This window comes from Flavobacterium sp. LAR06 (assembly GCF_041946075.1).
Taxonomy (GTDB): domain Bacteria; phylum Bacteroidota; class Bacteroidia; order Flavobacteriales; family Flavobacteriaceae; genus Flavobacterium.
The window spans coordinates 287,060-312,839 of record NZ_JAUTYT010000006.1 but is presented as its reverse complement, the minus strand read 5'-3'; the positions used below and the strand labels follow the sequence as shown (position 1 = coordinate 312,839).

Annotated in this window: 16 protein-coding genes; 8 read left to right on the top strand and 8 right to left on the bottom strand. The window is 35.9% G+C overall.

Features of this window, described 5'->3' with window-relative positions:
* Positions 1–4: 4 nt before the first annotated feature.
* The 4 genes from Q7C23_RS11180 to Q7C23_RS11165 all read right to left on the bottom strand — a co-directional run bounded on the left by Q7C23_RS11180 (position 5) and on the right by Q7C23_RS11165 (position 4,154).
* Positions 5–1,072 carry a type II asparaginase gene (locus tag Q7C23_RS11180; RefSeq protein WP_375032598.1) on the bottom strand — a complete coding sequence of 356 codons (1,068 nt, stop codon included), beginning with the start codon at positions 1,070–1,072 and terminating at the stop codon, positions 5–7.
* Positions 1,073–1,095: 23 nt separating this feature from the next.
* Positions 1,096–2,544: an aspartate ammonia-lyase gene (locus Q7C23_RS11175; RefSeq protein WP_375032597.1), complete on the bottom strand. Its 1,449-nt coding sequence runs from the start codon at positions 2,542–2,544 to the stop codon at positions 1,096–1,098.
* A 47-nt stretch (positions 2,545–2,591) separates the two neighbouring features.
* A complete protein-coding gene (locus tag Q7C23_RS11170; protein ID WP_375032596.1) occupies positions 2,592–3,818 on the bottom strand; it encodes a DcaP family trimeric outer membrane transporter in 1,227 nt (408 codons plus the stop codon).
* A gap of 81 nt (positions 3,819–3,899) precedes the next feature.
* Entirely contained in the window at positions 3,900–4,154 is a 255-nt protein-coding gene (locus tag Q7C23_RS11165; RefSeq protein ID WP_375032595.1) for a hypothetical protein, read from the bottom strand.
* A 209-nt stretch (positions 4,155–4,363) separates the two neighbouring features.
* On the opposite strand from Q7C23_RS11165, the gene Q7C23_RS11160 reads away from it, so the two are divergent.
* The 8 genes from Q7C23_RS11160 to Q7C23_RS11125 all read left to right on the top strand — a co-directional run bounded on the left by Q7C23_RS11160 (position 4,364) and on the right by Q7C23_RS11125 (position 16,896).
* Complete coding sequence (locus tag Q7C23_RS11160; RefSeq protein ID WP_375032594.1) at positions 4,364–5,953, top strand: hypothetical protein; 1,590 nt, start codon at positions 4,364–4,366, stop codon at positions 5,951–5,953.
* A gap of 74 nt (positions 5,954–6,027) precedes the next feature.
* Positions 6,028–6,921, top strand: a complete 894-nt coding sequence (locus Q7C23_RS11155) for a dienelactone hydrolase family protein (protein WP_375032593.1) — start codon at positions 6,028–6,030, stop codon at positions 6,919–6,921.
* 265 nt (positions 6,922–7,186) lie between these two features.
* Positions 7,187–8,338 (top strand): porin, encoded by a 1,152-nt coding sequence (locus tag Q7C23_RS11150; RefSeq protein ID WP_375032592.1) that lies wholly within the window; start codon positions 7,187–7,189, stop codon positions 8,336–8,338.
* Positions 8,339–8,360: 22 nt separating this feature from the next.
* Positions 8,361–9,791, top strand: a complete 1,431-nt coding sequence (locus Q7C23_RS11145; protein ID WP_375032591.1) for an anion permease — start codon at positions 8,361–8,363, stop codon at positions 9,789–9,791.
* 72 nt (positions 9,792–9,863) lie between these two features.
* Positions 9,864–10,604, top strand: a complete 741-nt coding sequence (locus tag Q7C23_RS11140; RefSeq protein WP_375032590.1) for a ZIP family metal transporter — start codon at positions 9,864–9,866, stop codon at positions 10,602–10,604.
* Positions 10,605–10,728: 124 nt separating this feature from the next.
* On the top strand, positions 10,729–11,940 hold the full coding sequence (hmpA, locus tag Q7C23_RS11135; protein ID WP_375032589.1) for an NO-inducible flavohemoprotein: 1,212 nt from the start codon (positions 10,729–10,731) through the stop codon (positions 11,938–11,940).
* Positions 11,941–12,420: 480 nt separating this feature from the next.
* Positions 12,421–12,870 carry a response regulator gene (locus Q7C23_RS11130; protein ID WP_375032588.1) on the top strand — a complete coding sequence of 150 codons (450 nt, stop codon included), beginning with the start codon at positions 12,421–12,423 and terminating at the stop codon, positions 12,868–12,870.
* Positions 12,871–12,882: 12 nt separating this feature from the next.
* On the top strand, positions 12,883–16,896 hold the full coding sequence (locus Q7C23_RS11125; protein ID WP_375032587.1) for a PAS domain S-box protein: 4,014 nt from the start codon (positions 12,883–12,885) through the stop codon (positions 16,894–16,896).
* 124 nt (positions 16,897–17,020) lie between these two features.
* On the opposite strand, the gene Q7C23_RS11120 is transcribed toward Q7C23_RS11125, so the two are convergent.
* The 4 genes from Q7C23_RS11120 to fsa all read right to left on the bottom strand — a co-directional run bounded on the left by Q7C23_RS11120 (position 17,021) and on the right by fsa (position 25,434).
* A complete protein-coding gene (locus tag Q7C23_RS11120; protein ID WP_375032586.1) occupies positions 17,021–18,934 on the bottom strand; it encodes a sialate O-acetylesterase in 1,914 nt (637 codons plus the stop codon).
* A gap of 234 nt (positions 18,935–19,168) precedes the next feature.
* Positions 19,169–21,094 carry a RagB/SusD family nutrient uptake outer membrane protein gene (locus Q7C23_RS11115; protein ID WP_375032585.1) on the bottom strand — a complete coding sequence of 642 codons (1,926 nt, stop codon included), beginning with the start codon at positions 21,092–21,094 and terminating at the stop codon, positions 19,169–19,171.
* Positions 21,095–21,105: 11 nt separating this feature from the next.
* Positions 21,106–24,180, bottom strand: coding sequence for a SusC/RagA family TonB-linked outer membrane protein (locus Q7C23_RS11110; RefSeq protein WP_375032584.1), 3,075 nt, complete (start codon positions 24,178–24,180; stop codon positions 21,106–21,108).
* 597 nt (positions 24,181–24,777) lie between these two features.
* Positions 24,778–25,434: a fructose-6-phosphate aldolase gene (fsa, locus tag Q7C23_RS11105; RefSeq protein ID WP_194656965.1), complete on the bottom strand. Its 657-nt coding sequence runs from the start codon at positions 25,432–25,434 to the stop codon at positions 24,778–24,780.
* Positions 25,435–25,780: the final 346 nt, after the last annotated feature.

The following is a 25,780-nucleotide window of genomic DNA, read 5'->3' as shown; positions in this document are numbered from 1 at the left end:
TAGATTAATATTCCAGGAATATTTTTTGTAATTCATCCAATTTTCTTGGTTTAAGTAAGGCTACGGTCAACAGTATTCTTGATTTTTGCGGATTTAATCCATAAGAAGCAATAAGTCCTAATTCATCATCATTGCACTCTACATTACGTCCTACAATACCAGTAGCAACACGTGTGCTTCTAACTACGATAATTCCTTTTTTACTTGCTCTTGCACAAGCATCAAGAGAAGCTTTATTCATATTTCCGTTACCAACGCCGGCAATCACAATTCCTTTTGCGCCTTTTTCAATTGAAGCATCAATTAAATCCGGTTTCATATCGGCATCAGCATAAATAATATCAACACGAGGAAAAGTCGTTACTCCTTTCACATCGAATTCAGAACTTTTTCCGAATTTTTGATCAGGATAATGGTAAAAATCATTCACTCCGTAAGAAGTAGTTCCAATAAGCCCGCGTATAGGAGACATAAAAGTCTGAACAGCAGTTGTACTAACTTTAGTTAAAGATTGTGCCGAATGAATCCAATCATTCATTACCAAAAGTACGCCGTGGGCTTTTGCTTCAGGATCTGCAGCCACAGCAATCGCATTGTAAAGGTTTAAAGGCCCGTCAGCACTAATTGCAGTCGATGGTCGCATGGATCCAACAAGTACAACAGGTTTTTCTGTTTTTACCACCAGATTTAGAAAATAGGCTGTTTCCTCCATAGTATCAGTTCCGTGTGTGATCACAAAACCGTCAACATCTTTACTTCCGGCCAATTCATTTATTCTGTTGGCTACTTTCAGCATGATTTCAAATGACATATCCTGAGATCCTACATTTGAAATTTGCTCTCCTTTAATATCGGCCAGTTTCATAGCGTCCGGTACTGCATTTACCATCGCATCTATAGTAACTTGTCCGGAAGTATAACCCGATTGTACGCCACTTGCCGCGGAACCTGCAATGGTACCTCCTGTTGCCAGAATTAAAACTTTCGGCTTCGTTTGAGCCATTACACCCGTACTTACTGATAATAGGATAATAAGAAATAGTTTTTTATAAGAGTTTGTATATACTTTCATGATATAGATTTTTTAGTTCATGGTTATTTTTGTCCTGTTAAACTTGCAGGGGCAAGCAATTTTTTAATTTGATCCTCTGTAAGCAATTTTTTTTCACGAATAAGCTCCAGAATTCCTTTGTTGGTTTCAAGGGCTTCTTTGGCCAGCTCAGTAGTTTTTTCATAACCCAAAACCGGATTAAGAGCCGTAACAATACCTACGCTTCTTTCCATATAATGGTCTTGCACAGATTTGTTAGCTGTAATTCCTTCGATACAATTTTTTCTGAATAAGGGAAAGGTTTTAAAAAACAATCCTTGTGATTCCATCATGGCTATAGCTTCAACTGGTTCAAAAGCATTCAATTGAAGTAAACCGGAATGAGCAGCAAGCGTCACGGTCAGATCATTTCCTATTACTTTAAAGCAAACTTCATTCATTAACTCTGGCATTACAGGATTTACTTTACCCGGCATAATCGAAGATCCCGGTTGAAGTGCCGGTAAATTAATTTCAAAAATACCAGCGCGTGGTCCGGAAGCCAGAAAGATAAGGTCACTACTAATTTTTGACATAGCAACGGCCATACTTTTAAGTGCCGAAGAATAAATTACAAATCCTTGTTGACTAGAAGTGGCAGCAATAAGATCTTTACTCATCACTATAGGTTTTCCTGTAATTTTAGCAAGATGCGTGGCCACCTTTTCGGCATAACCTGGTGACGCTGTAATTCCGGTTCCTATTGCTGTCGCTCCCATGTTTTGTTCACATAAAAACACTTCTGCTTTTCGTAAAGCGGCAATTTCTGCGTCAAGCTGATTTCCAAAAGCGTGAAATTCCTGTCCCATTGTCATTGGTACAGCATCCTGTCCTTCGGTACGCCCCATTTTTAGAATGTCTTTAAACTCATCTCCTTTTTTATGGAATGCTTTGGCCAGTAAATCAGCTTCTTTTATCAGTTTATCATTGTGTAATAATAGCGCCACTTTGATCGCTGTCGGATATACATCATTTGTAGATTGTCCCATATTTAAATCGTCGTGCGGTTCTAAATATTGATACTCCCCTTTTTTATGGCCGCTCATTTCTAAACCGATATTAGCGAGAACTTCATTAACATTCATATTTGCTGAAGTACCTGCACCACCCTGATACAAATCTACCAGAAACTGATCGTGGTATTTTCCGTCTATAACAGCCTGACAAGCTTTTTCTATGGCTGCGAGTCGGTCTTTTTTAAGTCTGCCATCGGCTGCATTGGCACGTGCCGCGGCTAATTTCACCATCGCAAAAGCTTTTACATAATCGGGATAAAATTGTGTCGTCATTCCGCTGATCTGAAAATTTTCAAGCGCGCGGGCGGTCTGAACTCCGTAGTAAGCATTGTTCGGAATTTGCTTCTCACCCAAAAGATCTTTTTCAGTTCGGGTTTGAGCACTAAGGAAGCTGATGTATAATCCGAAGAGGATTACATAATGTATTTTTTTACACATGTGTTCTGTTTTTTAGTTTTTGGTAACTTTTAGAGAGCTATTTCTTTTTAGTTTTTTCTGTAGAATGCTTGCGAGAAGTTATATTTAAATGAGAATTGTACTTTTGATATAGAAGTACTCCATCCGTCGCTAAAATTTTCACGATCACCCCATTGAAATTCAGCTCCAACCATGCAATTTTTTGCCGGAGAATACAACACATTCGCTATTGCATATTGCCCTTTTTTGAAAGCATCAGGAGCTTGTCCGTCAGAATTATCAATATCAATCATAGAATAACCAATGGAGCTCGTGAATTTTTCATTCCAGCTATGATCAAGAAAAGCAACTACACCAACCAATGGAAGCGCGACACCTTTTACCGGCGTAACGGCATTTCCAGGATTATTTTCGATACCCACATCTACTGGGGCGTCATTCATGTAGTTCTGAATTCCTTCACCATACACAACCTGGCCTCTGAAGACATCACTTTTACCAAATTTAATATTGGTACTTAAATTCAATCCCCATCCAAGGGCATCTCCTGATAAATCAAATTGGTCATTATTTTGGTCTTTCCATTCAATTTTTCTAAGTATACCGGCTAACTCCAGATATCCCCAGTTAAATCCATGGCGGTATTCTGCAGAAAGATCGGGTAACGGAAATCTTCCATTAACTCCCTGAAGTTCTATACGGTTTGCATATACACCCTGATCGGCACTTGCTCCTGGTCTCTCCAGTGCAATAGTCAAACGGGTATCGCCCTGAATGGGCATATAACGTATTTGTATGTTTCGAAAGAATACCATTCCCGTTGGTCCCCAATATTCTAAGGTATTCGGAAATACATCAATATCCATAAAAGGGCTCCAGGTCTGACCGGCTCCAAATTTTCCTAATTCAGCATAAGCATGTCTTAAACGAAAAGTAGTTTGACCTGCATCAACACCCGTACCATATAACTCAAACTCAAATTGCGTTTTCAGTTCCCCAATTCCTGTGTCAAAATAATTTTTTATACCAAATCTAGTCTGACGTACGGAGGCATAATAACTGCCGTCTACTCCATATTCATCTTCATAAGATGGCAATTTGGTAGGTCGCACGGCATCATACCAATCTGGCTGAATCTGATTAAAATTATAGCCAATATCGGTCATGATAAAGCCGTAAATTTCCATACTTTTCTGAGCGTCACCCTCCTGTGCATGCGTTAGGTTTGCAACAAAAAAACAAATTATAATGGCGTGATACCGGATCATTGCCACCTGTAAAAGCTTTTTTTTCATAATTATTTTGGTTTAAAATTGTTTGCTTAGTTAGTTGAGCATACCACGCGCTTTAATGGGATTCCAGTTTGTGGGTAAAATTTATTCCATGTTTTTTTCTATGTATTGCACTATTTCATCTTCAAGTTCTTTAGTCAGATTTTCATACTCTACTTTCAGATGAAAATCCTCTTCCATTTTTTTTTTGAATTTTTCGACATTGATTTTACTGCAACAATAATCATCGCACATCGTTTTGAAATCATCGTCAACCAAATACAAAACTTTGATTGATTCTTGATAATTGGAAAGTTTTTCGCTGTATAATTTCTCCGGAATTGACATTTTATCTTTCATTAAATACTGATATTCAATCAAATATAAAAAAGCATGCTATTGAAAAAGAGTTAAAAACCGTTAAATTTAACGGTTAAATGAAGGAAAAAACTTATTTTTAAACCTTTTTTCCTACAAATAATCTAATTTTATCATAAAATGAAAATAAATTATTTAACTTTATAGGTACCAAAATTTTCACCCTATTATTCTCATTTAATGCAACTTACATGGAGAATGTAAAAAAAAAAACACATGAAGAAATTTTTACCGAACTAGAATCTGTTTTAACATTTACATCATTAAGAAGCTCTCCTATCTTAAGTAAATTTTTAAGATATATTGTGGAGGAAACACTTAATGAAAACCAGCATTTTATCAAAGAATATTCTATTGCTATAAATGTGCTTAACAGATCAGCTGATTTTAATTCTAATGATGATGCGGTTGTGCGTATACATGCAGGCCGGTTAAGAAGAATATTGAATGAATATTATTTGACTATCGGCCAAAACAATTCATTAATAATAGATATTCCTAAAGGCTGTTATATTCCGAGATTTATTCGAAAGGAGCATCATCAAAAAGAAGATGTGCGGCCCATTGTGCCTCCCCATGACGATACAAATCCAATCATTGCTATATTCCCATTTAAATCAATCACCAACAAACAAAATTTAGATATTTTCTCGCTAATGCTGTGTGAAGAGCTAAGTGCAGAACTATCATTATTTGAAGATATTTCCGTTGTGGGGAATTTTTCATCTGAAATGATTTCAAAAATCAATCAAAATATTATGGAGGCAGCTAAAGCAATAGGTGCCGATTTTATTATTACCGGAAATATTCAATGCAATGATAAAACACTCCAAATAAGAGTTAACCTTTTAAACTCAAAAACGGGAGAATTCGTAATGACGAAATCTTTCGATCATATTGATATTAAAGACATTCATCAAATACAAAGTGAAATCACACACAGTATTGTTAGTGAAATAGGCGGCTATTATGGTAGTATTTTTAAAGAAATAATTAAAACTTCGCCCTCCAGAATTAGTGATAATTTGAGTATTTGGAAAGGGATTTACAGTTATTATAAATATCAATGTGACTGTACCTTGGAGAATTACTGGTCGGCTTTCAGAAATTTAGCTGAAGCAACAAAATTACATCCAAATCACGCAACCACCTGGGCGATGTTAGGCGAGTTTTATCTTGACGGAGCTGCGTTTGCAATTGACAATGACGAAAATACTATTGAGGAAGCTTATCGCTGCGTAATGAAATCTTTAAAAACAGATCCACATTGCCAACATGCGTGGCATACTTTGACTGGGGTTAATTTGTTTAAAAAAGACCCGGAAGCCTGTCTCTATTCTGCCGAACAATGCATTAAAATAAACCCTAATGCATCAGGTATCGTTTCGGGAGTTGGGTGCATGCTTGTTCTTGCTGGCTATTTTGATAAAGGTTTTACTATTATGCAAAATGCCATTCAAAAAAATCCCTATTGTCCCTGGTGGATCAATATTGGTTTTTGCTGCTATTATTTATCAAAAAAAGAATATAAAAATGCTTTTTTATGGGCTGAAAAAATGGATTCTGAAGAGACTTTTTGGGATCCGCTTCTTAAAGCTGCTACATTATCTTTGATTAGTGAAGACATTAAGGCACAAAAATATCTTTCGAAACTTTTAGCTTTACAGCCAGACATACCAAACAAAATCCATCAAATACTTTCAAGTCTAATTCTTTCTGAAGATTTAGTAACAGAAGTAGTTGAAGCGGTCAAAAGAATCGAATTAACTCAAAAGAATTAATTATTTTTCACTAAAAATCAAGTAGTTGCAATATCATAAAATACAAATCATTTTAGTTTCAAAAAATAAATGCCATGCAGAAATTAACCAAAGAAAATATTTCACAAGAAGTATTTGACCTCTATGATGACTATGCCCATAATAAAATTGAGAGAAGGCAATTCATCGAAAAACTATCCATTTTTGCAGTTGGGGCCATAACACTTCCTTCGCTTTTAAGTTTTATGATGCCAAATTATGCAGACAGCATCTTAATTAAACCGGGAGATCCAAGAATAAAATCAGACTATATTACATATGAATCCCCTAAAGGTGGCGGGTCTATCAAAGGACTTTTATCACAATCTGTTGAAACCAAGAAAAAACTACCCGGAATTATTGTCGTTCATGAAAATCGAGGCCTTAATCCCTATATTGAAGATGTTGGCAGAAGAGCTGCTGTTGAAGGTTTCATCACGCTTGCTCCAGATGCCTTATCGCCATTAGGAGGTTATCCGGGAAACGACGATGCAGGACGCGAATTGCAAAAAAAACGTACCCGCGAAGAAATGCTCGAAGATTTTATTGCCGCGTATGAATACTTAAAAGCTCACAAAGATTGTAACGGTTATGTAGGTGTTGTCGGATTTTGTTTTGGTGGATGGATATCTAATATGATGGCAGTAAAAATATCAACTTTATCAGCTGCAGTTCCTTATTATGGCGGACAACCAACTAAAGAAGAAGCCGAAAAAATAACAACTCCGTTAATGCTGCATTACGCCGGTTTAGATACAAGAGTTAATGAAGGCTGGCCTGCTTTTGAAGAAGTGCTAAAAAAGAATAAGGTCGAAAATAATGCGTATTTCTATCCGGAAGTGAATCACGGTTTTCATAATAATACAACCCCAAGATATGATGAAGCGGCCGCTACTTTATCGTGGACAAGAACGATCGATTTTTTTAAACAGAAATTAAAAAAGAAATAATTATGAAGCTTTTGAAGAAACTGCAAAGCCGGAAAAGATGATAATGTAATTCATCTAAAATTACAATTTTCCAGTGATAGTCGTGAATGGATATTTTTTTGATCAGAAATGCTAACAGTATTTTAACGGTACTTTTTCTACAATAAGTTACTTTTTTTCTTACTTTAGTACAACATTTCTAACAGTGACAAGCCGGACAACTATATTCCTTTTCCCTTTTGTCACTAATTTAAGATCAATAATAAAAAACTTAATTTTTTTATTTATGAACTGTATCCGTACAATTTTACTAGTATTTGCCGGTTTTACTTTTTTAATGTTTCCACTTACCATACAAGCCCAAACTCCGGAAACTGCAGCAGCTGAAAATACTGTAAAATATCCTCAGTTTCAATTTAGAGGACTTTTTCAGGGAAGATTTCTGGCAGCGATGACAGATAATGTTGATGTGCTTGGCGTTCAGCATACAACCGGAGAAGTTACACAAACTTCGTTTGATATTAAAAGGATGCGTGTTGGTCTCACCACTAAAATTAGTCCCGAAACTGAAGTTGTAATTTTAGTAAACTTAGCCGATTTTAAATCGGATCCAAAAGGAAAAGTTTTAGAGAATGCTTACGCAAAATATACATTTAATAAATATGCAGCCTTAGTTGGAGGGCAGTTTAGAGCTCCATTTGGTATCGAAGATCAGGTTTCGGTAGATATCATAAAATCATTTGATTTCTCCAACCAGTATTATGAATTCGGAAAAAACGGCTGGACCAGTTTTCAAATTGGTGCTTCAGTTCTGGGATCAGTTGATATTGGAAAAGTTCCCGTAAATTATGCCTTTACTATTGTCAATGGAAATGGAAAGAATCAGGAAAAAGATAAGGATAACGGAAAACAATATTTTACAAGATGGGTTTTCGGTTTATCAAAAAAGAACAACATAAATCTGGGTTTAAACGGAGGAACCGGAAGAGTTTCAACACAGGAAGTTTTTGCTGTTGGTGCAGATATAACCAGTAATTTTAAACTTGCAGACAAGCTTAATTTAGAGTTGCAATTGGAATACAAACAAGGAACAAATCATAATTTATATTTTTCATTACCGGTTGAAGGCAGAACAGCTAGTGTAGTCGACTACCAAATGCGAGGTATGTATTTTTTACCCAATTTAAGATATGCAATAGCTTACAAAAGATTGTCATCAATAGAAGTATCCTGTCGATATGAAACTTTTGATTCCAGTTATAAAATCAACTCAAACGTAAGACAAACTTATACGCCAATGATAAGTCTTGAATTTGGTAAAGCCTACACTGGCCGCATTGAATTAGGATTTACACTTGATAATTATGAAAAAGACATTCCCGATACGTCGACCTATAGCAGCAATTTATTTTTAATGCAGCTGCAATGCCGACTTTAGTTTAATTTAATTCTCGTTCATTATGAAAGAAGTAAAAATTACCCAAACCATCATTACCTTTGCCGTTGGACTTATTATTTGGTTTATTCCGGCTCCACAAGGTGTTGTAATTGAAGCCTGGCATTTGTTTGCCATTTTTGTGGCTACTATTCTCGGAATCATTCTGAAAGCAGCTCCAATGGGAACCATGTGTATGATTGCGATTGCATTGACTGCCTTTACACAAGTTCTCGCACCGGGAGAAGCTGGTAAATCGATCACGCTGGCATTAAAAGGTTTTGGAGATAAGGTAATCTGGTTAATCGGAATTTCATTCTTTATTGCGAGAGGTTTTATTAAAACCGGATTAGGAAACAGAATCGCTTTTCTATTCATCAGAGTATTCGGTAAAAGCTCCCTTGGATTAGCTTATGGTTTAGGACTTGCTGATGTGGTATTGGCTCCTGCTGTACCAAGTAATACAGCTAGAGGTGGCGGAATTATCTATCCCATTATGAAATCAATGTCTATGAGTTTTGGCTCCATGCCGGATCAGCCGGAAACACATCGAAAATTGGGTGCGTTTTTAACCTTGAATAGTTATAATATGAACCTGATCGCCTCTTCAATGTTTTTAACAGGAACGGCCAGTAATCCCATGTGTCAAAAATTTGCGCTCAATTTAGGAATCAAAATTTCGTGGATGTCGTGGGCAACTGCAGCGATTGTTCCGGGTATCGTTTCCTTCTTTGTCATTCCGTTTGTATTGTATAAAATTTATCCTCCTGAACTCAAAAGTACTGGAGACGCTCCACAAATTGCCAGTCAGAAACTAAAAGAAATGGGACCAATTTCCCAAAATGAATGGTTAATGTTATTGACGTTCTTCATTTTATTGTTTCTTTGGATAACAGGTGATTTATTCTCTATAGATGCTACAACTACTGCTTTTATTGGTTTAGTGGTGTTATTACTAACTTCAGTTTTAACCTGGGAAGATATTAAGGCCGAAAAAGGTGCCTGGGATACCATTGTTTGGTTTTCTGTTTTGGTAATGATGGCAAGCTCACTTAACGAATTAGGTTTTATTGGCTGGTTTAGCGATCAGGTAAAAGCGGAGATTGGTGGTTTAAGCTGGCAAATGGCTTTTCCAATTATTATTTTAGTGTACTTCTTTAGCCATTATCTTTTTGCCAGCGCAACAGCACACGTGGCTGCCATGTATGCTGCATTATTAGGCGTTGGTATTTCTATCGGAATTCCGGGATTACTACTTGCTTTCATGCTTGGATTCGTGGGCTCTTTATACGGAACTTTAACACATTACGGTCACGGGCCAGCACCTGTTTTCTTTGGTAGCGGTTATGTCGACTTAAAAAGCTGGTGGGTTAAAGGCTTAATTACCGGACTTGTCATGTTGCTTATTTACATGGTAATTGGCGGATTATGGATGAGAGTTATTGGCTATTTCTAAAAAACAATAAAAGAGAAATAGGTTAAAAATCAGCAATTCAAAAGTACGGTCATGCAATAAAACATATTTATTATGCTACAAGCTTTTATTACAGGTTTATTAGCGACTTCATCCCTCATTATTGGTGGAATACTGGCCATTCGGTATTCGCTAAGTAATCGTGCTATTGGTGTGATTATGGGATTTGGTGCCGGAACCTTAATTTCTGCCATATCGTATGAGTTAATTTTTGAAGCCGTAAAACTAGGGAGAGGTACTTTGTATCCGGCTTTTGGCTTTTTTGCAGGCGCATCCATATTTTATTTTTCAGACAAGCTTATTGCCAATTTTGGAACCAATAATCCGATGAAGTTAGGTCAAAGCAAAAACTCCAATTTAATAATCCCGATGGTATTGGCAATTATATTAGATGGGGTGCCCGAATCCATCATCATCGGCTTAGGACTCTTTGAAGGAGTTTCAGGAAACCTTACGATGTTAGTAGCGGTTTTCATTTCTAATTTACCGGAAGCTATCGCAGGATCTTCCGGAATGAAATCGAGTGGCTGGAGTAATAAAAAAATCATATTGCTCTGGATCTGTATTGCATTGCTTTGTGCATTGGCAACACTTGCCGGTTTCTCGGTTTTCAGCAGCGCTTCGCAGGAATGGCTTTCTTTTATTCAGGCTTTTGCCGGTGGTGCAATTTTAATGATGTTAGCCAACTCCATGATTCCGGAAGCTTACGAACACGGAGGAAAATTGGCAGGAGTCTTTACTGTATTTGGATTCTTTTTTTCTGTATGTCTGGTTGTTTTTGAGAACTTCCATTAAAAAATAAAATCAATTTACTTCTTATGATTTGAGTCATAAAAAGTAGCCTTAACTGATAATTAGATTTGTCTTTATAAATGTTCGACAAAAACATTTATTCAAAATAAATTCTAAATATCACAAAATGAATTCAAATCAAAAAGAACTAATCAAAGCTACAATTCCAATTTTAAGAGCCAGTGGCGAAGATCTGACCAATTATTTTTATGCCAGAATGTTTAGAGAACATCCCGAATTGCGAAATATGTTCAATATGGGAAATCAGGCTAACGGAAGACAAAAATCTGCTTTAGCCAATGCCGTTTTGGCTTACGCAGAAAATATAGAAGATCCAAGCGTTTTAATTGGCGTTCTGAAAGGAATTGGCACCAAACACAGAAGCTTAAATATTCAGCCAGAACAATATAAAATTGTTGGAATGCAATTAATCGCTTCTATTGCCGAAGTTGTGGGAGAAGCAGCCACACCCGAAATATTGGAAGCCTGGACAGTTGCCTATTATCAATTGGCAAAAATAATGATTGATCTTGAAAAAGGTTTATACGAAGAAAATGCAGCCAAAGCCGGAAGCTGGAACGGCTGGAGAAGATTTACAATTAAAAAGATTGTCGAAGAATCAACAGAAATAAAATCGTTTTATCTTTATCCGGAAGACGGAAAAGAAATTGCTGATTTTCATGCAGGACAATTCATCAGCGTTCAGGTTTTTGTTCCGGAATTAGGTCTTTTACAACCTAGACAATATAGTTTATCGAGTGCTTTCAATCCTGAATATTACCGAATTTCAGTAAAAAAAGAAAGCGGAATTGCACCAAATCCATCCGGTCTGGTTTCTCAAACTTTACATTCAAAATCAGAAGGAGATGTTATTTCAATTTCGGCTCCAGCCGGATTATTTCACCTTGAAAAAGAGGCTACAAATCCATTGGTTTTAATCAGTGGCGGTGTTGGTCTTACACCCATGTTGAGTATGCTGGAAACCAATTTAAATGCGCTTCAAAATAAAAAAACAGTCTGGATTCACGGCTGCCGAAATGAGTCTGTTCACGCTTTTAAAGAACAAATTTCAACTTTAAAAGAAGAAGCAGAATGGCTTGAAACCTATACTTTTTATGATTCGGCGCCAAATGATGTAACTTTTTCAAATGAAATCATTGAAGGGCGCGTTGACCTTCATAAATGCAAAGAAGCTATTTTATTAGAAGAAGCTAAATTTTATATCTGTGGTCCTGAAATGTTCATTAAAACACAATACGAAGCGTTACTCAATCTGAATATCAATCAGAAAAATATCTTTTATGAAGAATTTGGCCCTCAATTGATTAATCTGAATTAAAGTGACAGTCATTCCTTTTTTCAGGAAAAAAAAGTTAACTCCATTCTTAAAAAATTGTATCACAACTTTTTTTATAACATTGACATTAGCCAGTATTAATTATTCAGACCCATCTAATTTTCTATTCTTTTGGATGCGTTCCTGGATCGTGGCTTGTTTGATTTCAAACTTTCTTTCCTTATTGTTTTCTTCTAAATGATAAATTTCACAAAAACCTTCAATCAACTGATTTGAAGGTTTTTATTTTTCAAATATTTATAAACTTGAAAATACTTTACTGACAAATTAAAAAAAGCAAAATCAAAAAAAGATTGTGAATTAATAGTTTAAATCGTTAAATTTATTGCGTTATTGTTGATTCCTAAGTGTGGAATTAGTTCTATCTTAGCAGAAACAAAATAGTAAAAATCTCATCTAAACTAAACAGAATGAGATCCTTTAATAAAAAATATTTTAACCGAGATTATATCCTACAATACAATGAATAAACAGCATTACAATCTTTTACTAGCGGACGATGATGAAGACGATTGCGCTTTTTTTAAAGAAGCCCTTGATGAACTGTCGCTTCCGGTATCTCTTGCTGTTGTTAATGATGGTGTTCAGCTTATGGATTATTTAGCCGCTAATTCTTCTGATAATTTACCAGATATGTTATTTCTCGATCTTAATATGCCACGCAAAAATGGTCATGAATGTTTAAAAGAAATAAAAGAAATTGACAAACTCAATTCGCTGCCGGTGATTATTTTCTCAACATCCCTGGATACAGAAATTGTTGATTTGATGTACCAGAAAGGCGCGACTTACTATATTCGGAAACCCGGCGAATTTTCTAAATTAAAAAAAGTCATTGGCAACGCCCTGAATGTAGTTTCTGAAAATAAATTAAAACAACCTGTACGAGAGCATTTTGTTCTTCAACCTTAAATAGTTTTGAGAATGAGCCGTACAAACAAGGGACATTATTTTCTAGCCGGTGGTGGTGAAATGGGCGAATTAATTCGTGCCAAAGACTGGAGTAAAACATCTTTGGGTGATCCTTCAACCTGGCCCCAAAGTCTTTGTACTATGGTGGCCGTTATGCTGGAAAACCCTTTTGGAATGTATATTGCCTGGGGTGACGATTATACACAATTGTATAACGATGGATATCGTCCTATTTTAGGTTCAACCAAACATCCCGATGCTCTCGGCATTAGTACAAGACAAACCTTCTCCGAAATCTGGGAAATTATAGGTCCTATGTTTGATGGCGTTATGGAAGGCAAACCTATTGGTTTTCCAGACTTTATGTTACCTTTAAACAGAAATGGATTTATAGAAGAATGCTACTTCGATTTTTCATACAGTCCCATTAGAAAAGAAGATGGTACCGTTGGAGGTGTCCTTGTTACTGTTATTGAGACGACAGAAAAGAAACGGGCCACTGATGCCCTAAAGGAAAGCAATTCCCGTTTTTTAAATAATATTATGCAGGCTCCCGTTGCAATGTGTGTTTTTAGAGGAAAAGAACACATTGTAGAAATTGCAAATGAAAAAATGATTCACTTGTGGGGAACAACAGCAGAAAAAGTATTAAATAAACCTATTTTTGAAGGCTTGCCAGAAGCAAAAGATCAGGGCTTAGAAAATTTAATCAATACAGTCTATAGTACGGGTGAAAAATTTATTGCAAATGAACGTCCGGTTCAATTGCCCCGTAACGGAAAAATTGAAACTTTTTATCTGAATTTTGTTTATGATGCCCTTAAAGAAAGCGACGGAAGTATCTCTGGAGTTGTAGCTATTGCCATCGATGTAACAACACAGGTTCTAGCCAGAGAAAGAATTCACGAAGGTGAACAAAAAGTAAGACAGCTTGTAGAAAATGCCCCTTTCCCTATTGGTGTTTATGTGGGCAAAGAAAAACGAATTGAACTTGCTAACCAATCGATTATGGACGTTTGGGGAAAAGGAAATGATGTTGTTGGGAAATTATATACCGAAATTTTACCGGAACTTGATAATCAATTGGTTTTTGATCAGATTAGTCACGTCTTTGAAACCGGTGAATCTTTTCACTCCAAAAATACCCGTATTGATCTGACTATAAATGGTGTATTAGAAACTTTTTATTTTGATTATAGTTTTACGCCATTATACGATATAAATGGGAACATTTATGGGGTAATGAATACTGCAGCCGAAACAACTGACCTTAATCTCGCCAAAAAAAGAATAGAAGAAAACGAGAATAATTTGCGAAGCATGGTTTTGGAAGCTCCAATTGGTATCTGTGTTTTAGATGCTAAGACTTTGATAAGCGAAATCGTAAACGAAAGTTTTATTGAAGTCGCAGGAAAATCATACGATCAAATTGCAGGAAAACACTATTGGGATTCCTTTGTCGAAGTTAAACCTTACTACGAAGAAGCTTTACAAAAAGTTATAGATGAAGGTCTGCCCTTTCATGCAAATGAAGTAGAAATGATGCTTGTGCGTCATGGTAAAGAAGAAATTGTATATGTGACTTTTGTATATGCGCCTCTTAAAAATATAGAAGGAAAAGTAACAAAAGTCGCGATCTGGGTTCTAGACAATACACCTCAGGTAAAAGCAAGACAAGAAATTGAAAAAGCAGACAAACGTTTCCGTAATACTGTAAAACAGGCTCCGATTGGAATCACTATTTTACGTGGTTCTGACTATATGGTTGAAATGGCAAATGAAGCTTATTTAAAACTAGTTGACAGAGAAGAGCATACTTTTGTTGGAAAGCCATTATTTGAATCTTTACCAGAAGTTGAAGAAAGCGTAAGTTCTCTTTTAAAAGATGTTCTAACAACAGGAATTCCGTTTCATGGATATGAAGTGCCGATTCCTTTAAATCGCTATGGAAAACTGGAAATTTCCTATTTCGATTTCTTATATTCTCCTTTAAAAGAAGAAGACGGAACTATTTCGGGAATTATTGTAACTGTTACAGAAGTCAGTGAAAAAGTTGAAACACGAAAAGAAGTAGAGCAAAATGAGGAGAGACTAAAAATTATTGTTGAAGCAAGTGAACTAGGCACCTGGGAATTAAATGTAAAAACCAGAGAACCTATTTATTCTCATAGATATCTTGAAATTGTTGGTGGATACAAGGATAATCTAAAATTAACCCATGACCAATTGCTGAAACATCTTCATCCTGATGATATGCACATTCGAAATAAAGCTTTTAAAGAATCTCTTATCTCAGGATATCTTAATTATGAAGCACGAACAATATGGATAGATAGTTCAATTCACTGGATAGAAGGAAAAGGAAAACTTTTCTATGATGAAGAAAATAAACCCGAGAAATTAATTGGAACCATTCGGGATATTACGGATGAAAAAAATCATCAGCATGAACTGGAAGAAAGCGAGAAAAGATTTCGCTCTTTGACAGAAAGTATTCCACAATTAATTTGGGAAACCGATGAAAAAGGAAATGCGCTATTCGCCTCTGGAAAATGGTTTGAATACACCGGAACTCATCCCGCTGGCGAAGCCGAATGGAAAGCGATGATTCATCCGGATGATTTTGAAGAAAATACCAGAATTTGGAGCCATAGTTTGGCCACTGGAGAAGTCTATCGTTGTGATGTTCGCGTTAGAAGGAAAGATGGCAATTACAGATGGCACGCCGTAATTGGTGAACCGGTTTTAGATATTGATGGTAAAATTCTAAAATGGGTGGGTGCCTTCACCGATATTCATACCGAAAAGGCATTTACCCATGAGTTAGAACAGCAAGTAGCCGCCAGAACCAGAGAATTGAATTTAATGAACGAATCTCTTCAAAAAAGTGAAGAACGTTATCATTTAATGGTGGAAGAAGTGCAGGATTATGCCATTTTATACCTTGATCATCAAGGAACTGTAGAAAATTGGAATTTAGGTGCTCAAAAGATCAAAGGATATAAAGCCGAAGAAATTATTGGGCACAATTTCTCTAAATTTTATACAGAAGAAGATATAAAGAAAAATCTTCCTCAAAAACTGCTAAACGTAGCTATAGAAAAAGGAAAATCAAGCCATGAAGGATGGCGCATTCGCAAAGACGGAACCTATTTCTGGGCGAGTTCTGTTATTACTGCAGTTCACAACAAAAAAGGTCATGTAATTGGTTTTTCAAAAGTGACACATGATCTATCAGAAAAAAAGAAAGCAGATGATAAATTAAAATTAAATGCCTTAGAGCTTAAAGAAAAAAATGAAGAGCTGGAGAAAATGAATCAGGAACTTCAATCATTTGCTTATATCTCAAGTCATGATTTGCAGGAACCGTTAAGAAAAATTCAAACTTTTGCTTCGCTGATTCTGGAAAAAGAATTTGAAAATTTATCTAATGAAGGAAAAGATAAATTTCAGCGTATGCAAAGTGCCGCGCAACGTATGCAAACGCTGATTAATGATTTACTCTCATACTCCAGAACAAATATTCAGGAACGTGTTTTTGAAAAAACAGATCTTTCTAAAATTATTGATGAAGTTAAAGACGATTTAAAAGAAGAAATTGAGCAAAAACAGGCCACAATAGAAAACTGTGAGAATTGCGAAGCCAATATTATTCCGTTTCAATTTAGACAACTCTTGTACAATTTAGTGAGCAATTCGCTTAAATTCTCCAATCCTGAAACGCCAATTGTCATAAAGATTGAAAGTGAAATTGTGAAGGGAGCACTTCTAAACAATGAAAAATTGGAAAAAGACATTGACTATTGTCATATTAAAATTTCGGATAATGGAATTGGTTTTGAGCAGCAATACAGCTCTAAGATTTTTGAAGTTTTTCAGCGTTTGCATGGGAAACTAGAATATACAGGAACCGGAATTGGACTTGCCATTGTGAAAAAAATTGTAGACAACCATAGCGGCATTATTACGGCTACCGGCGAAAAGAACAAAGGAGCTACTTTTGATATTTATCTTCCAGTTCAATAATGAATTAAATTCCAATTTTTAAATTCCAAATTCCAAAACGTAAACTTCAAAACTTAAATTCAATATAAAAGCGGGAGTCTATTTTAGAACTCCCGCTTTTTTTTACTTTAATTCGATTATGATTTTACAAACTGCCTTCAAAAGGAGAAGCCGGTAAATTTTCCTTATTGTATAAATTTGCCTGATCCGGATTATCTGCCCAGGCATATCGCACTCTTGTTGGATTTAAAATTATTTCATTTGATATGATAATTTTATCTCCTTCAATAACCGCATTAGCCCAAACAAATTTCCCGTCTTTACCAGCAATTTCAAATGCTTTAAGCGGTTTATTCTCTTTAGTTGTTAAACCTGTTCCAACATCGGTAAAACTTAAAACAAGTTGATTTCCTTTTTGTTCCATTGATTTAAAAAGAGGTCCGGAAGCAACAAGATTTTTTTCTCCATAAACCATTTTTCTGGCCAATAAAGAAAGTCTCCTTCCTACATCGTATTTGTTTAAAGGATGAATGTCATTCCATTCTCCAAGATCAATCGTAACAGCCATTCCTGTATTTGGAACTGATAAAGTGTTTTTTTGCTGTTGCCTTAAAGCGGCCCAGTTACTTTCTCCCGGTTCTGTTTTTGGCGCCATGAAATTAGTAAGCTGCACATATAAAAACGGAAACGAACCTTGCTTCCACTCTGCTCTCCAATTGGTAATTAAGGTTTCCATCAAAGCCGAATATTCTTCCGGTTTTTTAGTACTCGATTCACCCTGATACCAAAGCACACCTTTTATTCCATAATTTTTCAATGGTGCAATCATCGCATTATACAACCCGACTGGTTTCCATCTAATAAAAGTAGGCGAAGGCAAAGGCAACATTTTTACACCTAATTTAAATTTCCAGGAACCTTTCAAATCAATAACTTCATTACCCAAAATCAATTCGTATGGTTTGTCTTCAACAAAACCACCTCTTCCTGAATTATTAATGACACGAATGGCAATTTCATTTTTTCCTTCTTTTAAAAACTTCGCATCAAAAGTATAAATTCTTGGCGGATACATATAAGAGGTTGTACCCACAAAATGTCCGTTTACATACACCGAATCAGCATCAACAATTCTCCCTAAAATAAGTTTTGCATTAGTTTCTTTAAGATTTGAAATTGTAAATTCTTTTCTTAACCAAACCACACCGTTTACATTTCCCAATTCAGTATCAGCCCAATATCCCGGAATATTCATGCTTTTCCAATCGATATCTTCCAATTCAGGATTTGACCATTTCTTCTTTAAACCTTCATCCTGACTGTTTATAGTCGAATACCAGTTTGAACTTATTTGTTTATCATTTGCTTCAATTTGAACCCCTAACGTTCCGTCTTTAAATTTCTGGTATTCTTTGTCATATTCAGGAAATTTTTTTACTGCGTTGGCACTAATCCAGCATTCTGCAGGCGAGCCACCTAATGCGCTATTAATTAACCCGATCGGAATGTTATACTTTTGATAGATTTCATCAGCAAAAAAATAAGCAACAGCCGAGAATTTTAAGATGTTTTCAGGAATTGCCGAAAGCCATTCTCCTGATGACAGATCTGTATTTTCGTTTGCAAATTCGTATTGATCAGGCACCAAAAATTGTCTGATATTGTTATTATCAATCTTTGCGATTACGTCCTTATATTTTCCCTTAACACGTTCCAGTGGAAGTTCCATATTTGATTGTCCGGAACAAAGCCAGACATCACCAATCAGGATATTTTTCAAGACAATAGTATTACTGGCTGATAAAGTCATTTCATACGGTCCGCCTGCTTTTTGAGACGGCAGTACAACCATCCAGTTTCCATCTTTTGCAGCTGTTGTTTTGAATTTCTTTTGATTGAAATTAATTTCGATCTTTTCATCTGGCGATGCCCAACCCCAAATTTTCAAGGGAATATCGCGCTGTAAAACCATTCCGTCGCTAATTAAACGTGGCAGTTTTATCTGAGGATACATACCACTGCAAATAAACAATGTTAGAAAGAGGAGTATTTTTTTCATTTTATTTTTTCTTTTATTATCCGAATGATCATTGTTTTGATGCTGAATTTACAATGAAATATTTACAATATGACATTTCATTACTTCAACAACAAAAAGCCGAAAGAAATAAACTTCCGGCTTTTTTGGAAACAAACTTACATTATGTTATAAATTAATTCTGTAAAAAAAATGTATAACGACTAACTAACTACTTTTAGATCTAACCAAATTTGTTTCAATATTTAATTCTACTTAGTAACCCGGATTCTGATAAGCCGCTTTATCTGCAGCCGACATCACCATTGCATCAAGCTGTCCTTGAGGAATTGGGCGTAGATAATGATGTTTATCGATTGTTCGTGTTACGGTTACAGGTGTGTGATCTCCATAAGCAGTACCACAAATTTGATAAGAACCGGCAAGTTCTTCCCATTTTTGAGTACGAATTAAATCATACCAACGATATCCCTCAGCATAATATTCACGTGAACGTTCTGCCAAAATATAATTAATATCAATAACTGCTGGTGTAGCAGCTGTCAGAACAGCGCTATTGTCTTCAATCTTAGCTGTATTGCCAGCATTGTTCCATCTCCACTTTCCTGCACGTGCACGAATCACATTTATTAACTCTCTGGCGCTTTTTCCACCTTTTACAGTTGCCCCTTTTACAGCTGCCTCAGCCGCGATAAAATAAAACTCTGAGAATTTAGCAATGCTAAAAGGTCGTGTGCTTGCCGCATTCGGCTGTCCTAATGTTCCATCGTTATCAGTACGATAAACACCTAGCTTCCAAAGTCCCGGGTAAACAACTCTGCTGATTCCGCTTGGATTAATTACATAATCTGCTCTTCCCGGAAGCACTCCTGCCCCAATATTACCAGTTGTATTTGAATAGACTACTGCTGGATTATCTTCATTAAGAAAAGTAAGGATCGCATCGCCAGGATTAACTGTCAAATCATTTGCATTAGTTAAAGTTGCAGGAAGTGGCGGCACCACTTTAACTTTGTTCCAATTACCGCGGTAAACGGTTGTAAAAGTGCCATCGTAGCGGGAATCATTTGTTTTATCAGCAAAAGTATTTTTAATTACATTTATGGTTGGGCACATACGAGTCCATGGGCGTCCTAAAGGCTGAGCCGCTTCACGCTGAACGGAACTTACACCGCCGCTTCTGATATTGGTATAATTCCATGTCATCATCCATCCTGCAAAATTTTCCGGAGCAGCGCCATTTGAATAAGTTAAACTACTTGCATTATAAAATTCACTGGTTTCTGTATGATCTGCATATAATAGAATTTCGCTATTACGATCATTCTGACCTAAATTCACATCATAATACGTATTTTGTAAGCTGAAAGTCCCCGGATTTTCAATACCCTCCGTTGCTATATTATATGCTTGTTGAAAATACCATGCAGCATCATGCCCATCAGGATCGGTTCTGTTGGCTTCAGGATATGTTGGAATATTATTTGGATTTTGCAACCACCATGCATAGGTTAAATAGGCTTTTGACAAATATAATCTTGCAACAGTTTTAGTTACCCCTCCTTTTACCCTTCCTACCTCAGGCAAATCATTTACAGCGGTTAATAAATCAGGGAAAATGGCCTTCGTATACACTTCCGGAACAGTATTACGAACTGAAGTTCTTACCGGATTTATATTGAATCTTAATTCACCGGAACCTAAATCTAACGGCACTCCACCAAAAGTCTGTGTCAGCGCAAAATAATCAAACGCTCTGAAGAATCTTGCCTCTGCTATTAAGGCAGGAGAAATTCCTACTTCAGCTGCATTTTCAATGATACCGCTCGCCGTATTGATATTTAGGAATGCCGCTCCCCATAATGCATCTGTACGGCTGCTTGTCGACGTTATAGACCCTACACCTGAAAGATCCATATCTTTAAAGTTATTATCAGCACTTTGACCGTAAGTAGCTTCATCTGTACCTGTTACTGTAGTATTATAATAGTAAGCCTGTCCATAGATGTAACGCAAATGAGCATACATAGAAGTCAATCCGCCATAAACACCTTTTTCTGTTTTAAAAAAACTTGGTTCATAAATACTGCGAGGCTGTTCATCTAATATTTCTGTACATGACCCTAAGAACAACAGCATCAGAGCTGTTGCTATAAAAGTTCTTATTTGTATACGTTTCATTATTTTTTTATTTAAAATGTTAAGTTAAAACCAATTAAGAAATTACGCGTTGCCGGAGTATTAGTTCCCAGAGTCAATAAACGTCTTTGGTATGCCGTTGTTACTGCAGCATTTTGGTCCCCATATGAATTGGTTTCAGGATCCATTCCTGATTCTTTGTGATAAGGCGAAAACATTACAAATGGATTTTGAACCGTACAATAAATACGGAATCTTTCTAAACCTGATTGATCCAAAAATTTATTTTTGAAATTATATCCAAGTGAAATAGTACGAATTTTTAAATAAGAAGCATCAAAATAACCAAGAGTTGAGCCATATTTTGGATTATCTCCACTTGCAATTCCGCCTGGTTTTGGATATTTGGCATCTGTATTTTCCGGCGACCAGTAATCGACATCAACATTGCCTCTACGGCCACTCATCATGTTCAGATAACCAGAAGCAGAATAAAGGGTACTAATTAAAATACCGCCGCTCTGAAAAGCACCAACTGCACTTAAGTCAAAATTCTTATAGGCTACACGTGTATTAAAACCACCCTGAAAATCAGGATCGATTTTCATAACTTGTCTGTCTTCCGGACCAATTGCTCTTGTTGGCGAACCATCAGCGTTAAATCCTCCTGTATATTTTACCTTGATCATACCTGGGTTTCCTCCCGGTTCAAACTTGGTCAAATTAGCATCACCTTCCTGCCAAAGTCCTACTTTTTCATAATCATAAATTACATTTATTGGCTGACCAACAAACCACCAGTTTCCTTCATCTCTTGTTTGTCCTGAATCCAGTGCAACCAATTTATTTTTATTAGAATAGAAATTCACTCCTGCTTCCCAGGTCCATCCGGCAGCATCATCTATTATCACTCCATTTAAAGAGAATTCAATGCCTTTATTTTGAGACTGCCCAATATTTGCCGTATAACTATTTACACCAGATGTAGCAGGAAGACCAACTCCTAATAAAATATCTCTTGTGTCTGTAACATAATATTCAACAGTACCAGACAAGCGATTTTTTAAAATTGCAAAATCGATTCCATAGTTCCATGTTTGTGAATATTCCCAACCAAGCTTAGGGTTAGTCAATTGCGAAACATAATATCCAACGGAGTACTCATCTCCAAAATTATATGGTCTTGTACCTAAAAGTCCCAGCGTTGCATAAGGGTTTACAGATTGATTTGAAGTTTCTCCATAACCAACACGTAATTTCAAAGCATCTAAGAAGTTTACATTTTTCATGAAGGATTCACCTTTCACATTCCATCCAGCTGAAACTGCAGGATAAGTATGCCATTTATATCCAGGTGCTAATCTTGAAGAAGCGTCCGAACGAACGGTAGCTGTCAGCATATAGCGGTTATCATACGAATACATCGCACGTGCCATATAAGACATTAAACCACTTTTGTTATAATGTTGGTTATCCGGATTAATTGTAATTTCTCCTGTTGCGTTTCCTAAGTTGTAAAATTGAAAAGCATCAGAAGGAATTCCTTTTGCTGATACAGAAGAATCGTTAAAAGAAGTCTGCTCAGAAGAATACAGTCCAACTAAATTAATTTTGTGTTTATCAGCAAAAGTGCGATCGTAGCTTACTAAATTTTCAATAACCCAGTTTGTGGTTAAAGAATGACCAATAGTTGCTGTCGAAGGGGTTGTTTCCTGCGCGCTAAAAACACCTTCACCAGTATAACTTCCAACATCTGTCATGCGGAAATTAAGTCCAACATTTAGGCGGTATTTCAATCCCTCAACACCTGGAATCCTAACTTCACCAAAAAAGTTATTATAAGATCCAAAGGCTCTGGTTTGATCAATCCATTTATCACCTAAATTTTCTATACTCTCTCGTGTATAAACCCATTGTTGATCCAATGGCATTTGTATAATTCTTTTTAATGAACCATCAACATTATAAGGATCAGCAATAGGAGAGCTATTTAAGACCCCATACATAGACAGATTATTTCCTTTTGTAATCGAATAGTTATTGTTAGTAGTGATTCCAAAACGAAAATACTTTCCAATTTCCTGATCTACAGCAGCGCGCAAAGAAATACGTTCATAATCCTGACCCGGAATAACTGCTTCATCTTTATAATGACCAAGTCCAAAATTATACGAACCGCCTTCTGTTCCGCCTGAAACTCCAAAATCATTACTGGACACCATACCTGTTCCATAAAATAAATCCTGCCAGTCTGTATTTACGTTATCAGCTTCATCAATACCATTTGTGTAGATACCGGCTGCTTTACGCAATTTTACAAATTCTGGTCCGTCCATCATAGGATATCTGGCGAAAACACTTTTTAAACCATAGTAATTGTCAAAGGTAAATCGTGCCTTTTGCCCTTTTTTTCCTTTATTAGTTGATACTAAAATTACACCATTTGCTCCACGAGAACCATAAATTGCCGTTGCAGAGGCATCTTTTAAAATATCAACACTTTTGATATCAGTTGGATTAATATCGCCAAGCGAGCCAGCGAATGGTATACCATCCAAAACTACCAAAGGATCATTACTTGCGTTTAAGGAGCGGGTTCCACGAATTCTAATTTGCATGGTTGCTCCAGGTTTAGAGGATGTCTGAGTCATTTCCACCCCGGCGAGCCTTCCTTGTAAAGCCTGTGTAATATTACCAGCGGGTACTTCTCGCAAATTCTCTCCTGTTATAGAAGCAACAGAACCGGTAACCGCTTCTTTACGTTGAGCGCCATAACCAATAACGACAACTTCCTGCAAAGCATTAGAACTTTCCTGTAACACGGCATCAACCTTAGTTTTACCTGCAACAGGGATTTCTTTTGTAGTTAAACCTAAAAAACTGAATACTAGCACTGCATTAGAAGGAACATTTGTAATAGTATAATTTCCATCAAAACCTGTCACAACACCCGTTTTGGTGCCTTTAATATTCACATTTGCTCCCGGAATCGGACCCTGAGCATCAGAAACAACTCCGGTAACTGTTGCCTGAGCATTGGCACTCAAAGAAAACAGAAACATCAGAGCAAGAAACCCTAAACATCTTAGGAGCTTTGATTTGCTTTTAACTGTAAAAAAGTTAGTCATAAAAAATTGATTTAGATAATTAATAGTAATGGTTGAGTTAGTTTTTTTATTGCATAAATATTGAAGTTTTGAAACTCCATTATAAGTCAGTTTGAATCTCTTTTTTAATATTCATTTAACAAATATAAATAAAAATCTAAAACACACAATCGGTTGCGTAATATTTTTTTATTTATATCTAAAAAAATACAGAATTAAAATAGAGTTAGTGTAATTTTATAATTAAAATTTTGCTTTAAACTCAATAAACACTTGAGTGATAGGGAAAATCTGATCGTTAATTAATTTATTATGAAAAATATTTAAGAAAATAGTAAAAGATAAAAACTGCTATTTTTAAAGGCATTACAGCTAAAAACAAGAAAACGAATTCCCTAAAACGAAGGCTTAAGGCAAATTAATAAGTATTAACATGCTAATATTCTTCGAGTTAAAGTTAAAGAAATAAAGTAATGTCAAATTTTTTTTTCTGAGATACAGCTTTACACAATCGCTTGTTTTAAAAACAAAAAAAACTCCTATCAATACCAATAGAAGTTCTTAAAAGAAAAAGTGGATTACTCAAAAATAATTGAGCCCCATTATTCGTATTTTGAATTAAAGCTGCATCTTTTTAGCATCTTCAATAAATTGATTCAAACCAATATCAGTCAAAGGATGTTTCAGTAATCCTTTAATAGAAGATAAGGGTCCGGTCATTACATCAGAACCCACTTTGGCGCAATTCACTACATGCATAGTATGTCTGATTGAAGCTGAAAGTATTTGTGTATTGAAAGCATAATTATCATAAATCTCTCTGATTTCTGAAATCAAATGCATTCCGTCAGTTGAGATATCGTCGAGTCTTCCTAAAAATGGAGACACATAAGTTGCTCCTGCCTTTGCAGCTAATAAAGCTTGTCCCGGTGAAAAAACTAAAGTAACATTTGTTCTGATTCCTTTATCCGAAAAATATTTACAAGCTTTGATTCCGTCAGCAATCATTGGCAATTTTACAACGATTTGCTCGTGCAATGCTGCAAGCTCCTCACCTTCTCTGATCATTCCGTCAAAATCTGTTGAAATAACTTCTGCGGAAACATCGCCATCTACAATATTACAGATTGCCAGATAATGCTTCAAAATATTGTCTTTTCCTGTAATTCCCTCTTTGGCCATTAAAGACGGATTCGTCGTAACACCATCTAAAACTCCAAGTGCCTGGGCTTCTTTAATATCTTCTAAATTTGCTGTGTCAATAAAAAATTTCATTGGTTTTTGGTTTAAGTTTATTTTTGATTAAATAATAGTTCTGTATTCCAATTCAATAAAAATGAATTAGAAACAAGTAATTTGATTTGAAAATATAATTTGAAATTTGAATAAAACAGTGAAAGAAATCACTGCGAAGACAATTTTAAAAATTATCTGTTTTGAATAAGAAGTTAGTGAAATGGCCGTTGACCTCTTCAACATCAACGGCCACAATTACTAAATAATTCACTTAATTTTCCCTGGCAAATACACTAACCAAAATATTTCGCCAGAGACAAAAAAACTACAAAAAACAATCTTGACTTCGGTTTCACTTTAACCGAAAATTATTTTTCTGTCGTCA

Coding starts and splice junctions, on each gene's coding strand:
- Q7C23_RS11155 (WP_375032593.1), top strand. CDS start 6,028: ATGCAGAAATTAACCAAAGAAAATATTTCACAAGAAGTATTTGACCTC.
- Q7C23_RS11110 (WP_375032584.1), bottom strand. CDS start 24,180: ATGACTAACTTTTTTACAGTTAAAAGCAAATCAAAGCTCCTAAGATGT.
- Q7C23_RS11140 (WP_375032590.1), top strand. CDS start 9,864: ATGCTACAAGCTTTTATTACAGGTTTATTAGCGACTTCATCCCTCATT.
- Q7C23_RS11130 (WP_375032588.1), top strand. CDS start 12,421: ATGAATAAACAGCATTACAATCTTTTACTAGCGGACGATGATGAAGAC.
- Q7C23_RS11150 (WP_375032592.1), top strand. CDS start 7,187: ATGAACTGTATCCGTACAATTTTACTAGTATTTGCCGGTTTTACTTTT.
- Q7C23_RS11145 (WP_375032591.1), top strand. CDS start 8,361: ATGAAAGAAGTAAAAATTACCCAAACCATCATTACCTTTGCCGTTGGA.
- Q7C23_RS11115 (WP_375032585.1), bottom strand. CDS start 21,094: ATGAAACGTATACAAATAAGAACTTTTATAGCAACAGCTCTGATGCTG.
- Q7C23_RS11160 (WP_375032594.1), top strand. CDS start 4,364: ATGGAGAATGTAAAAAAAAAAACACATGAAGAAATTTTTACCGAACTA.
- Q7C23_RS11175 (WP_375032597.1), bottom strand. CDS start 2,544: ATGTGTAAAAAAATACATTATGTAATCCTCTTCGGATTATACATCAGC.
- hmpA (WP_375032589.1), top strand. CDS start 10,729: ATGAATTCAAATCAAAAAGAACTAATCAAAGCTACAATTCCAATTTTA.
- fsa (WP_194656965.1), bottom strand. CDS start 25,434: ATGAAATTTTTTATTGACACAGCAAATTTAGAAGATATTAAAGAAGCC.
- Q7C23_RS11170 (WP_375032596.1), bottom strand. CDS start 3,818: ATGAAAAAAAAGCTTTTACAGGTGGCAATGATCCGGTATCACGCCATT.
- Q7C23_RS11165 (WP_375032595.1), bottom strand. CDS start 4,154: ATGAAAGATAAAATGTCAATTCCGGAGAAATTATACAGCGAAAAACTT.
- Q7C23_RS11125 (WP_375032587.1), top strand. CDS start 12,883: ATGAGCCGTACAAACAAGGGACATTATTTTCTAGCCGGTGGTGGTGAA.
- Q7C23_RS11180 (WP_375032598.1), bottom strand. CDS start 1,072: ATGAAAGTATATACAAACTCTTATAAAAAACTATTTCTTATTATCCTA.
- Q7C23_RS11120 (WP_375032586.1), bottom strand. CDS start 18,934: ATGAAAAAAATACTCCTCTTTCTAACATTGTTTATTTGCAGTGGTATG.